Origin of the sequence: Kitasatospora sp. NPDC092286, assembly GCF_044755565.1 — a bacterium.
Taxonomy (GTDB): domain Bacteria; phylum Actinomycetota; class Actinomycetes; order Streptomycetales; family Streptomycetaceae; genus Kitasatospora.
Genome location: NZ_JBIVRD010000084.1, coordinates 1 through 12,319, shown reverse-complemented (window position 1 = coordinate 12,319; position 12,319 = coordinate 1). Strand labels below are relative to the sequence as shown.

Sequence of the window (12,319 nt, the reverse complement as noted above, 5' to 3'; positions counted from 1 at the left end):
CCACCTCGTCCCCAATCGAGTACACCGTAGTGGCAACAAGCCGAGCTTGAGCAAGATTCAGTGACAAAGAGGAAGATCGACTGTCACAGGACACCGCCGGGTGCGTCACGGGCAGCGTCATCCCCGCGTCACCAATGACCTCTGACAGGCGATCTTGACCGTTTGCCATTCGATCTTGACCACCGGCGGGTTCCTGCCACCTGATCTTGACTGGTGGCGGCGGATGCGGTGGCGGAGGTCGCCGCACGGGCGTACGGCGATGGCGTGCTGGCGGGGTGCACCGGCCGCCGCTGGATCAAAACGCGTCGCTCCGGGCTGGAGTGGTTGGCTAGGCTCGCGCCATGGAGGAGGACGAGGCCCTGGAACCGCTGCGCCGGGTGCTGCTGGAGCGTGACCTGGGCGGTTATCCGGGGACGGTCTCCGCGGCGGTGGAGGCCGCCCGGACGGCACTGGCCGGTGGGGTGGACACCTTGAGCCTGTGGGAGCTCGGCGTGCTGTCCGAGTCGGACGCTCCGGAAGCGCGCCGGCTGCTGTTCGAACTGGAGCAGGAACTCTGGCCGGTGCTGCGGCTGCCTGCCACCGTTGAGGGCCGCAACCGGGCGCTGGCCAGCCCAAGCGGGGGCACGGGAGCCACTCCGCAGGCCCCTGAGCTGACCGCCGCTGAAGCGCCAACCTCAGCCCCGGCGGCGGTCGGCTCAGGACGCCGAGCTGCGCGACCTCTACCAGATCAGCGGGATCACCGACGCCGTCCAGCCGGTCCTGCGTGCCGGGCTCGGCCTTCCGGCACCCGAGGTCGCGCAGCTGGCCTTCACCTTGCCGCCGCACCCACACCACCCCGGCGCCCCGCACATCGACGGCCTTACCCCCACCGAGGACGACGGCCGCCCAGGGACGTTCACCCTCCTGGCCGGCCTGCTGCTCACCGACCAACGGCAGGCCGACCGCGGCAACCTGTGGGTCTGGCCCGGCAGCCACCTGCGCACCGCCGCCTGGCTCCGTGAGCACGGCGCCGACGCGCTGCGCGACGGCGCCCCGTACCCGCCCGTGGAGCCGCCCGCCCCACTTCAGGTGACCGGCCCGGCCGGGAGCCTGGTCCTCGCGCACTACCTGCTCGCCCACAACATCGGCGGGCCCTTCGGCACGGCCGACGACGAGCGCCGCGAGACCGTGTACTTCCGCCTGCGCGCCGAAGGCCACCGCGGACGCTGGCGCGAGGCGGTCACCAACCCCCTGCTGGCGTTCACCGAACCGAATCCCGAACCCGGCTTCGCCTCTCCCGGCAGTCGGTGATCGCCACCCCGTACGCGATCCTCGGAACAGGGGCTCAGCCGAAGGACGGCGCGCCCGCCAACCGGGAACCTCCCACCCCTCCGCCGGAGGAACGACACCGACAACGCGTCCACCCCCAACGACGTGGGTGGGCGCGCGGCGGAGAGTACGCCGCAGGGCAAGGCCCTCCGGTTCAGGCCGCCAGTGAGGTTCCCGCCCGCAGGCGAGAGGGAACCTCGACCTGGTCGGGCGCGGTGAGGCCCAGGAGCTTGGCGACCTCGATCGTGGACACGCGGTACGCCCGGCCCGCGCGGATCAGCGGCACGGGGTACTTCCCGCTGCGGGCGAGTGCGTAGCCGTCGTGCGGCCCAAGCCGAGGGCCTGGTTCGCGGTGTCCAGGTTGACGCAGGTATTCGAGGGACGGACGACCCTCTCCCGCACTCGCACCCGTGGCCCTTCGAATCCCGGATCCTCGCGGGCGGATACCCCGAGGATCGATACCTCCTTGTCGACGGCCAGGTCCGTGCGGAGACGGGACGGGAACACGGGCAGGGCAGCTCCAACACCGTGGGCAGGGGCCTGTACCACGAGGTTGACCGAACTACACTCGCCCCCCCCCGGAGCGACCGTGACCCTCATGCTGTGCGGGCGCGGCGAGCACGGCACATGGGGTCACCTCGACCCCGCGACCGGCACCCTCACCCCGCCCCAGCGAGACGCGCTCTTCCCGGAACGCCTGTGGGCGCTCAACCCCCATCGCTGATGTCGCACACGATGCCGGTCCGTCGGGAGATCCTCCACCGGGAGGGCTAAGCCGATGCGCTGGCCATGCTCGACCTGGGCGACGACGTTCCGCGCTTCGAGGCGGTAGCGGTGGGCTGAGCACCTCAGCTCCCGCGGCGCGACTGGTCTGTCAGCCATCCGACGACTATGGCCCGCCAGTCCAACTCGCCACATGTCGCCACTCGGGATCCTTTCACTCTCGATTCGAATGACCTCTCTAAGATAGGATGCCATCCATACACCTCGCATATGAGGTCTTTTGGATAGGTCAATCAATGGTCATTGCGATCGCAGGGGGAGATGAGAGGTTCATGGCGAAACTGTCCTACAAGGTGCCGAGTTCGCTGAACAGGAGCTTCCTCGACCACGAGATCACACTGAGCAAGGGAGGTTGGGCGGCGAAGCCCTCCCCGATCAAGCAGCTGCTCTTCTTCGGCGGCGGCATCCTCGCTCTGCTGTGGTCCAGCACGTCGACGTTCGTCGCGAGCTCGGGCCCAGTCGCCATCACGTTCTTCGTCCTCTGGGGACTGGCAGCGATCGCCTATTTCGGTGGGCTGATGGAGACGAAGGAGCTGCGCATCATGCGGGTGCCGGCCTTCCTGGCGTATCTGCCTCTCAAAGCCCGGCACGTCCTCGCCCGTCGTAGCTCGAACCCGACGGACTTCTACTCGATCGTCGGCATCGACGGGATCGACGAGGACGGGCTGATCCACTTCTCCGACGGCGGCGAAGGTCGGGTCTACCTGGTCGTCGGCTCGGCGAGCTATCTGCTCTTCGACGAGGACCGGATCGGGATCCTCGACCGGGTCGACTCCTTTTGGCGCAAGGTCGAGACGACCTGCGAGCACAGCTTCATCACGACGAAGGAGCCGCAGCGGGTCTACCACCAGGTGGCGAACCTGGAGCGGCGCAACCAGGCGCTGGAGGTCCGTGACCCCGACCTGATCGAGCTGCAGAACGAGCAGTACGACATCCTCACGCAGCACGTGGGCGGGAAGTTCCCCTCGATCCACCAGTACCTGCTGCTCAAGGGCAAGAACGCCGATGCACTGCGCAAGGGGCACCAGGTCCTCCAGGCCGAGGTCGGCGGCTCCACTTTCATGATCAAGGAAGCCGCGAGGCTCGACCGCGAGGAGGCCGAGCCGATGCTGCGGGTCTTCTACCAGGGCATCGACGACGAACTGCCCAGTCTCAAGGTGTCGCTGAACTGATCAGCGTCAGGACGACCGACACGACCAGGAACGAACGAAGGACACCATGACGCTGATGACGAAGGTCCGGGCACAGCTCGGCATGCCGAGGGAGAAGCCTGACGGGACGTATGACACCGCGGAGTCCGTGGTCGATGACCCGCGCGCGGACGGCGCTGCCGAGGTTGAGGGCGTGCGGGGCACTGAGGCAGCCGACGGCGTGGCCGATGAGGCCTCTGGGGAGCCGAAGAAGAACTGGTGGCAGCGCCGCCGGGAGGTGAAGCACCTCCAGGGCACGTTCGACGCCTATCCGCATCTGCTCGCGCTGAAGCCGAAGGAGAAGTACCTCTTCCGTTCCGACTACTTCGAGGTCGACGGCTCGGTCGCCTGCATCCTGTCGTACTTCCACGACGACGCCGCGCACGACAACTTCGCCGCCTTCTGGGGCATCGACCGGATCCCGGACGGCCTGGACGAGCGGGTCACCGCTATCGTGCTCGAGCAGGTCAAGCGGATGGACGACAAGTGGATCGATTCGTATACGAAGCAGTCGGAGAGGCTGGAACGACTCGATGCCAGCGAGCAGGAGGAGACGGGCACGACCTCCTCCAAGCGCAAGGCTGCGAAGATCTCCGGTGACCTCGCGGTAACGATCGGGGAGCTCCAGGACGGCGCGAGCTATCTCTCGGTGCACAACCGGCTCTTCCTCAAAGCCCCCGACCTGGCGACCCTGGACGACACGGTCGACCGGGTCACGCGCCTGTACATCGACCGCTTCGGCACGCTGAAGGCTGCGCCCTATGCCGGCGAGCAGCGCCAGGAGCTCTCGGGCCTGTGGAAGAACAACGAGAAGAAGAAGGGCAAGGGCTTCCACTTCACCTCGACCGAGCTGGCCGGCTCGTACTCGCTGGTGACCAACGGCCTCAACGACAAGGGCGGCGAGTACGTCGGCTACATGGTCGGCGACGTCAACAACAGCGCCGTGCTCATGGACGTCGACGCCTACGAGCACCACGTGATCGTCGCCGACGCCACGCTCAGCGAGTATCTCGACCGCCAGCGAGTGGCCAACATGTGGTGCTCGAAGATCTCGCAGGCCACGTTGCTGAACAACGGCCAGGTCGTCCACCTCGTCCTTGACGGAGCGAACCTCGACAAGCTCGGCCCGAAGTTCGAACGGCTCACCTCGCGCGTGGACCTGAACCAGGGCGATGTGAACATGTTCGAGATGTTCGGCGAGGAGGAGGACGAACTGACGGTCTTCTCCGCCCAGATGGAGAAGCTCAAGCTGATGTTCGAGCAGCTCTACGAGACCACCGATGGTGCCGTCGGATCGATCATCCGCAGTGCCCTCGAAGACACCGCCACGGACTTCTACATCGAGCAGGGTATGTGGCGGCACAACGCCAAAGAGCAGCGGCACCGCCTGCGTGTGGTGAACATCCCGCACGCCCAGGTGCCGCGTCTTCAGATGTTCGTCTCTTACCTGGCGACCGCGCACAAGGCACTGCTGAACTCCAGCAGGACCGACGCGGACCAGCTGCGGGCGTACAACGTACTCAAGGGCATCGCCAACGCGATGCTGAGCACGAACGGCGACCTCTTCAACAACCACACGGCCTCGACTGTGGACGGGGTCCGGGACTCCCGACGTGTGGTCTACGACTTCTCACGGCTCATGCGCCGCGGCAAGGGCGTGGCGATGGCACAGCTGGTGAACATCGTCGGCTTCGCCGTCGGCAAGCTGGGGCCCGGCGACACGGTGATCATCCACGGCACCGAGCACATCGACGACCGGGTGAAGAAGTACATCCAGGACCAGTTCGACCACATGCACGAGCGTGGCGGCCGAGTGGCCTACAGCTACAACGACGTCGACAAGATGCTCGCCGACAGCGACTTCAACAAGTTCGACGCCGCGGACTACACACTCTTCGGCCCGATGCGCGACGGGACGGTGGCGGAGTACCAGAAGCAGCTGCACCAACGGATCCCGCCGGATCTCGCCCAGCTCATCACGACCAAGGGCGAGAACCTCACGTACTTGCGCCGGGGCGTCTCCAACGTGGTCTTCCACCTCGATTTGGCACTGGGGATCAACCCCTACCGCGAGGCCCAGCGCAGGCGGGTCCGTCTGGAGGCGGCCAGGGCCGAAGAGGCTGCGCGGATGGACGCGATCATGCACGACAAGCCTGCCCCGGGCGCGAACCTCACCAGCATCCGGAAGCACAGCGAGGGCGGCGACGGTGAGGCTGACGCGGGCGAGGGCGACGCGAGCAAGCGCAACGACGGCAAGAGCCTGCAGCAGCCTGAGAACGGCGCAAGGCGACCAGCAGAGAGGCCCAGGCCGACGAAGCTGGTCAAGGCATGAGCGGGGTCAGCACTGATACGAGGGCGAGGAGGAGAGGAGAGACGATGAACGGGACGATCACGACGGTGGCGAGGCTGCGTGCCTGGGCCAGCCACGGCGGTGGTGTAGCCCGCCCCGGCAGGCTCGCGCGCGGGCTCGCCCTCGTGCTCCTGGCGGCGCTGCTCGTGCCGGTCTTCATGATGGCGACCTCTCCGCCGGCGTCCGCGGACGACAAGAAGGAGCGCGCCAACTACAGCCTCTACCAGCTGGCCTCGAACGCGAGCTCGTACTTCAGCGAGAAGAACTCGCCGCAGAACGACAAGGGCATGCACGAGAACTGGAAGCCGGTCACGTCCAGCCCGGCCTCGGGCGGTTCCATCCTCGGCTACGCCGACCCGGAGTTCAGCCTGGGAAACATCGTGGGCTGGTTCTTCGCCGAGGTGTCGGGGTCCTCGCAGACCGTTACTTACGACACCCTGGCCGCGAAGGATGACAAGGGCAACCCGAAGTACTCGGGCATGCTCGACTACGCGCACTTCGGGGCGGCTAACAACGACCTTGGCCTTGACACGATGTCCTCGGGCATCGGCGGCCAGATCGTGAGCGTGATCGGAGGGTCGATCATCTGGATCCTCTACGCCCTGGCGCTGGCGGTCGGCACGCTGTTCTACGTCATCATCCAGTTCCTGAAGCTCATCAACCCCTTCATGTGGTTCTACAGCGCGGTCGCGGCGGTCAATCCGACTCTTGCCGAGGGTATGACCGGAGGTGACACCGGAGGCGGCGCGCTCTCGGGTCTGCAGCACTGGATCAGCGGCTGGTACGGCCTGCTCGTCGATATCTCGTGGCAGGCGCTCGTGCCGATCTTCATCGGCGTCCTGTTCATCGGCCTGGTCATGTTCAAGAAGATGGACCGGGGCTCGGCGATCAAGAAGCTCATCGTGCGCGTCGTCTTCATCGGCGTCGGCCTGCCGCTCGTCGGGTCGATGTACTCCAGTGTGCTCGGAAAGTTCGACGACTCTGTTCTTGGTCAACACGCTGGCCCGACGCGCGTCGTGCTGAGCACCTACGTCGACTTCGAGGCGTGGATGATGAACGACCGTCTGGGGATCCCGGACCAGGCCACTGTTTCCTGGAACGGCGACCAGGCGAGCCCGGACGCGATGATGTCGGTGCGCACGAGTGCGCTGGCGATCAACAAGCAGTCCCACGGGGCGACGTTCAACGGCATCAATATCGGAACGAAGGCCAACGACGCCGAGTCGGCATGGAAGGACGGCACGGTCTCCGTCACCGGCGGCAGTGCCACGGACGACTTCAAGGCGGTGTTTTCGACCTTCGGGATCATCGGCAAGTACATCGCCAGCGGCGAGGTAGCGGCCTCCGACTTCGAGTCGGGGATCAAGAGCTCGATCACGCAGCTGGACGAGAGCTCGGATGTCAAGAAGAGCTGGTTTGTCGACAAGAGCAGTTACGGCGACGTGGAGGGGTTCGGTGAGGAGAAGGGGCCGAAGCCGGTCGATCACCCGGTGATTTCGACCGACGGCACGGGCCTGACTTCCTCTCGTCCTGGTAAGGACTCGACGGTCTTTACGACGACGGGGACGAAGGGAGGCTGTGGCTTTACGGTGGGCAAGATGCCCTCCTCGTGCAATCTGTCCCCGCTGACGGCGTACAACTACCTCAACACCGGGTTCAGCCCCAGTTCGCTGACCATGTACTCGTCGAACAATGCCACGAGCGGGTTCACCCGCGAGAACCACATGGCCGTCAGCCAGGTGGGTACGGGGCCGGCGAAGTTCATGTACTGGAGCAACGCGATCACGGTCCTGGGCTCCATCGTCCTGCTCGGCTTCTGGTACGCCATCGGCATGCTGGCTGGCTCGGTCAAGCGGATCTTCGGCTTGGTGGCCGCGGTGCCGTTCGCGACGCTGGGCGCGCTGCAGGCGATCGCCAAAGTGATCGTCTACTCCATGGCGCTGATCCTGGAGGTCCTCATCACGCTGTTCATCTACCAGTTCGTCTCGGAGTTCCTGATCTCGGTCCCGGACATCATGGCTGGACCCGTGTCGAGTTTCATGAGCCCGGGCGGCTTGTGGGGCAGCGCTGCGCTCGGCGGGATCATCGTGGTGATCCTGACCCTGATCTCCTCGCTGGTGATCATGGGCATCACCTTCGCTCTGCTACGGGTTCGCAAGACTGTGCTGCAGGCGATGGACGAGGTGGTCACCAAGCTCGTGGACAAGTTCCTCGAGACGAACACCACGCCGAAGGCGGACAAGGGCGGGCTGATGCCCGCTCTGGCCGCGGGTACGGGGGCTGGCGCGGGTATGGCCATGGGCAACAAGCTCGCCAACGGGTTCAACACCAAGACCAGCGGTCCGGCGTCCCCGAGCACGGGCAAGCCCAGGGGCAAGACGGCGTCGACGAACGCCGGCGGCACGAACGGTGACGCCATGGAGTTGACGTCCGGTAGCCAGCAGCTGACCCTCGGGGGTGGCGAGCAGGATGGCCCGGACAGCCCGGCGCTGGATGGTGGTCCTGGTGGTGGTGGCTCCGGCAGCGGCAGTGACGGCGTCAAGGCTCTGCCGGGCGGCATCGGTCCCGCCGGTGTTCTGGACACGCCCGGTCGCGACGAACACGCCGACAAGGGTGGTCCGCTGCAGCTGGCGAGTGGTGGAGCGGGCAGCTCGCGCTCGGACAAGCGGACGGCGCAGGGGCTGAGCAGCCAGGGAGGCCTGTCGAACCTCGGGTACACCTCGGACGGCAACAAGGTCATCCCCGGTGAGGTTCTGGCCTCGTCCACGGATTCGTCGAGCTCTCGCCGTGGTGCTCAGGGCCAGAGCGGTGCGGGTAGCGCCGACTCTGTTCCGACCAGCGGAGACCGAAAGGCTGTCGCCAGTCAGAAGGGCCCGACGCACTTCGGCACGGGTTCCCAGGGTGCGCAGAGCCAGCAGGGCAGCAACCAGTCGGCTGCACCGCAGCGCTTCAGCGGCGACGCTGCGCCTGCCCCGGCTCCTGCTTCCGGGCAGCCGGTCGCCTCGAGCACGCGTCCGAAGCGCCCCGCTCAGGGCACCCCCGCCCCGAAGCAGCTGGGAGCTGACACGTCGGATCCTCGTCCCGTGGCCGCTCCGGCTTCGGGGCAGACTCCGGCCGCCCCTGGTGCGCGGACTGCGGTTCAGGCGCAGGCAGCGCATCAGCCGGGTTCGATCCAGGCCTCGACGCCGACGACGACGCCGCGCCAGACGCCCGCCCCGCAGGCTCAGGCTCAGCAGCCTCCGGCTCCTGCACCGAACCCCTCACTGCGGCAGGCTCCGGTTCTTCGTCCGCGCAGGGTTGCCGACCCGTCCCCTCAGAACGTGGAGACCCCTGAACCGCAGCAGTCGCCGACGGGGCATCCTCGCCGGGGCCGGCGCGAGGAGCCGCAGGACTGATCGTCCGGTCGAGGGCGAACGTGGAGGAATGACGCACCCGGTGAGAACGATCGCGATGATCGTTCTCACCGGGTGCGTCATTCCTTTGAACAGTGCAAGGAGAAGGAGGGCTTAGGTGTGACCCTTGCCGCCCCCCTCCCAGTCGAGCTGGGGCTGCATCATCTTGCCGAGTTCGCGCTCGGCCACACCGTGCAGCCGGTGTGCCATCTCTGTGTGCCACGCATCAAGATCGGCCTTGCGTAAGGCGGTTGCGGTTGCCACCTCGGCGGCGCAGTCGAAGCTGCCCGTGCTGTTCGCGACGGTGGACGGGCTGCGTTTGATCTTTCGTGCGGCGAACTGCGGGCCTTCACCCAGGACCACCTCCGCTGGAGCCCGGAGCAGATCTACCAGGCTCTCCGGGGCCGCTTCCCCAATCGGCCAGAGATGCGCGTGGTCAACGAGACGATCTACCGTAGACGCCAGAGGCTTGATCAGCCAAGGGAAGACAGAACCCCGTGGACACGATACCCACGGGATTCTGTGCTGCCCGGCCGGCCGAGTGAGACGTCGACGCTACTTCTGGCACTCGGCATTGAAGCCGCCCAGCAGAGCCTTGCCGGCATCGGAGTTGTCACGTACGTACACGCTACCGCTGATGCTGATCGAGGTGTCGCTGGTTGAGATGGACTCACTGCCGGTCCGCTTGTTGCGGCTGTCCTCTCCGGCCACCGTCCAGATGATCTGGGACTGATCCTTGTTGAACTCGCCAGTACTGGTCACGCCCGGCTTCTCGTAGACACCATCGCAGGTGTACTCATGATGCGAGACGCTGTTGCCCTTGACGACCAGTTGGCCGAGTTCGGACGTGCCGTTGACATCCTTGACGTAGTAGGTACCGTCGAGCTTGCTCGCGCTGTCGCTGCTTCCGCCGCAGGCGGTGAGTATGAGTGAACCCGCGGCCAGGGCCGCGATGGACACGGCGATCTTGGCCCGCGCCTTACGTGCGGTCCCGGTGATGCTCATGGCGATCTCCCTTCGTTCGTTCCGGACAGTCGGTTTGAGATAGAAGGCCAGTCAAAATAACCTATGTATAGGTGACTTTGGCGGACCGGGACCGCCCGTCAGGCGCCTTCCCGAAGGTTGTCGAGCCGATGCTCGGTCAGTGCTAGGGCGACCTCGGACTGACTGAGCGCGTGTTCGCCGTCCTGGATGCGCCACCGCAGACGCTGCACGGGCGGGGCGCTTGCTTCTTGGACTGCCAGGTCGCCGAGTTCACGCAGCTCTGCGTACGCCCCCTGCAGCTGTTCCTCGTGGTGTGCTGACCGGACCCTGAGGCGGCCAGCCCGCTCTTCCCACCAGCGCACCCGCGACTCGCGGTCAAGAGTAGTCTTCCCCTCGATCCAGGCACGGAGCTCGGTTGGGTCGACGTCACTCGGGAGCCCGGTGGCGAAAGGCCCCTCGGGTTCCGGCATGTCGATAGGGATGTGCGACAGCAGCACCGCGGGGGTCGTGTCGAGCACATAGGCGATCGCGACGAGATCGTCGACGGTCACGGGGCGAGCACATCGCTCCATCTCCGCGAGGGCGTCGGCTGAGATCGGGTGACCGAGCATCAAGAGCACGTAGGCCAATTCGTCGACGGTCAGCTCGTGCAACTGGCGGTAGTGGGTGATTGCGTCGGACACAGCAAGGGATGTGGGAAAGGGCGACGGCATGCACCGATCGTAAACGAGCGCGAAATGCGAGGCGGCCGGCGTCGGCGCGGTGGCCGTGAGTTGCCAGTAACGATCGTGCTCGCGACAACATCAGCGCACCAGGCGACAGTTGATCACCGCATCGCTCGGTCTTGCGGGGCAACAGCCCAGCACTGGTTCACCGAGCGCTTCTCGACCTTGCGGGCACCCACACGGTCACTTCAATCAGCGTTTGGCACCGCTGATCAGTGATCGATCCACCCACCAGAGAGACACCTCACGTGACCGCTTACAGTTGCTGCGGGCACGCGCCGAGTACTAGCTCCAACGCCGTGTAGATAGCGCCTCGGGCGGCTGTCCAGGTCCAGCTGGTGCGCGGCATACGCGCCACGATCCGCGAGCTGGACAAGGCCATCTCCGACGCGGTCGAGACACACCCCTACGCGCCGCTGCTGGCCGCCATGCCCCGCATCGGCAAGGTCAACCTCGGACAGATCATCGGCGAGATCGGCCCCATCCTCGAACGCGCCGAGTCCTGCGAGCAGTTCATCGCGGAGACCGGCGTCGTCCCGGTCACCCGGGCCTCCGGCAAATCCCGCGCGGTGACCTTCCGCGTCGCCACCAACCGCCGGGCACGCACCGCCATCACCACGTTCGCCGACAACAGCCGGCACGGCAGCGACTGGGCCGCGAAGATCTACAACGACGCCCGGGCCCGTCAGAAACGACACCCCCACGCCGTCCGCATCCTCGCCCGCGCCTGGCTCCGCGTGATCTGGGCCTGCGGACACGGATGAGGGTCGCCACGGTGGCCTCGCCGAGGCGGGTCGCGGCGGCCGGGGCGGAGCGCATGCGCTCGATCAGCTCCCTGCCGGTGCGGCGGCCGGAGTAGGAACGCCGCTTGCACCACGCTTCCAGCTTCGCCGGGGTGAGTTTGGCGGCGGCCTGCGGGGTCGGGTAGCGGTCCAGGAACTCCAGGGCGATGTCGCTGTCGCGCTCGGCGAAGACGGCCTTGCCGCCGGGCCACAGCTGGTCGAGCTGGGCGTCGAGCTGGTTGACGGCGGCGACCTTCGCCTCGATGTGGTCGGCGCGCTGGCGGGTCAGGTGAACCGCTGCGGGTTTGACCGAGACTCGTTCTCTTGGAAGGATCGAGTCCGTTATGAGGAAGCCATACCCCAGTGAGGTCCGGGAGCGGGCGGTGCGCCTGGTGCTGGAGACCCGCGATCAGTACGAGACCGAGTACCAGTGCATCCGGTCGATCGGCGCCAAGCTCGACGTTGGCCCGGAAAGCCTGCGCAAGTGGGTCCGCCAGGCCCAGACCGACGCCGGCACCCGGCCTGGCACCACGACCGAGGAATCCGCCGCGATGAAGGCGCTCAAGCGGGAGAACGCCGAACTCAAGCGGGCCAACGAGATCCTCAGGGCCGCGGCGTCTTTCTTCGCGGCCGGGCTCGACCGGCCACACACACGCTCGTAGCGTTCATCGACGAGCACCGGGACCGCTTCGGCGGAGTCGAGCCGATCTGCAGGACGCTCACCGCGAACGACTGCAGCATCCACCCCAGCACCTACTACGCCCACAAGAGCGGCACCACCTCCGCCCGCGCCCGCCGCGACGCC

General features: G+C 66.5%; 10 protein-coding genes. 7 read left to right on the top strand and 3 right to left on the bottom strand.

Going from position 1 to position 12,319, the window contains the following annotated elements; translation table 11 throughout:
- Nucleotides 1-813: 813 nt before the first annotated feature.
- The 5 genes from ACIQIB_RS38815 (at nt 814) to ACIQIB_RS38795 (ending at nt 9,026) form a co-directional block, all read left to right on the top strand.
- Nucleotides 814-1,290: a hypothetical protein gene (locus ACIQIB_RS38815; RefSeq protein WP_400764110.1), complete on the top strand. Its 477-nt coding sequence runs from the start codon at nt 814-816 to the stop codon at nt 1,288-1,290.
- A 607-nt stretch (nt 1,291-1,897) separates the two neighbouring features.
- A complete protein-coding gene (locus ACIQIB_RS38810) occupies nt 1,898-2,032 on the top strand; it encodes a hypothetical protein (RefSeq protein WP_400764108.1) in 135 nt (44 codons plus the stop codon).
- A gap of 331 nt (nt 2,033-2,363) precedes the next feature.
- Nucleotides 2,364-3,263 (top strand): hypothetical protein, encoded by a 900-nt coding sequence (locus ACIQIB_RS38805; RefSeq protein ID WP_400764106.1) that lies wholly within the window; start codon nt 2,364-2,366, stop codon nt 3,261-3,263.
- Nucleotides 3,264-3,309: 46 nt separating this feature from the next.
- Nucleotides 3,310-5,613, top strand: a complete 2,304-nt coding sequence (locus tag ACIQIB_RS38800) for a hypothetical protein (protein ID WP_400764104.1) — start codon at nt 3,310-3,312, stop codon at nt 5,611-5,613.
- A 44-nt stretch (nt 5,614-5,657) separates the two neighbouring features.
- Nucleotides 5,658-9,026 (top strand): hypothetical protein, encoded by a 3,369-nt coding sequence (locus tag ACIQIB_RS38795; protein WP_400764102.1) that lies wholly within the window; start codon nt 5,658-5,660, stop codon nt 9,024-9,026.
- Nucleotides 9,027-9,137: 111 nt separating this feature from the next.
- On the opposite strand, the gene ACIQIB_RS38790 is transcribed toward ACIQIB_RS38795, so the two are convergent.
- The 3 genes from ACIQIB_RS38790 to ACIQIB_RS38780 all read right to left on the bottom strand — a co-directional run bounded on the left by ACIQIB_RS38790 (nt 9,138) and on the right by ACIQIB_RS38780 (nt 10,690).
- Complete coding sequence (locus ACIQIB_RS38790) at nt 9,138-9,386, bottom strand: hypothetical protein (RefSeq protein WP_400764100.1); 249 nt, start codon at nt 9,384-9,386, stop codon at nt 9,138-9,140.
- A 192-nt stretch (nt 9,387-9,578) separates the two neighbouring features.
- On the bottom strand, nt 9,579-10,028 hold the full coding sequence (locus ACIQIB_RS38785; RefSeq protein ID WP_400764098.1) for a hypothetical protein: 450 nt from the start codon (nt 10,026-10,028) through the stop codon (nt 9,579-9,581).
- A 98-nt stretch (nt 10,029-10,126) separates the two neighbouring features.
- Nucleotides 10,127-10,690 (bottom strand): DNA-binding protein, encoded by a 564-nt coding sequence (locus ACIQIB_RS38780; RefSeq protein ID WP_400764095.1) that lies wholly within the window; start codon nt 10,688-10,690, stop codon nt 10,127-10,129.
- 380 nt (nt 10,691-11,070) lie between these two features.
- On the opposite strand from ACIQIB_RS38780, the gene ACIQIB_RS38775 reads away from it, so the two are divergent.
- Both ACIQIB_RS38775 and ACIQIB_RS38770 read left to right on the top strand, forming a co-directional pair.
- Nucleotides 11,071-11,496, top strand: coding sequence for a transposase (locus tag ACIQIB_RS38775; RefSeq protein WP_400764092.1), 426 nt, complete (start codon nt 11,071-11,073; stop codon nt 11,494-11,496).
- 362 nt (nt 11,497-11,858) lie between these two features.
- Nucleotides 11,859-12,176 carry a transposase gene (locus tag ACIQIB_RS38770; RefSeq protein ID WP_400764089.1) on the top strand — a complete coding sequence of 106 codons (318 nt, stop codon included), beginning with the start codon at nt 11,859-11,861 and terminating at the stop codon, nt 12,174-12,176.
- The last annotated feature ends 143 nt before the right edge of the window (nt 12,177-12,319 follow it).

Excerpts from the sequence above, each read along its gene's own strand:
- ACIQIB_RS38805 (WP_400764106.1), top strand. The coding sequence starts at position 2,364 with ATGGCGAAACTGTCCTACAAGGTGCCGAGTTCGCTGAACAGGAGCTTC.
- ACIQIB_RS38800 (WP_400764104.1), top strand. The coding sequence starts at position 3,310 with ATGACGCTGATGACGAAGGTCCGGGCACAGCTCGGCATGCCGAGGGAG.
- ACIQIB_RS38795 (WP_400764102.1), top strand. The coding sequence starts at position 5,658 with ATGAACGGGACGATCACGACGGTGGCGAGGCTGCGTGCCTGGGCCAGC.
- ACIQIB_RS38785 (WP_400764098.1), bottom strand. The coding sequence starts at position 10,028 with ATGAGCATCACCGGGACCGCACGTAAGGCGCGGGCCAAGATCGCCGTG.
- ACIQIB_RS38770 (WP_400764089.1), top strand. The coding sequence starts at position 11,859 with ATGAGGAAGCCATACCCCAGTGAGGTCCGGGAGCGGGCGGTGCGCCTG.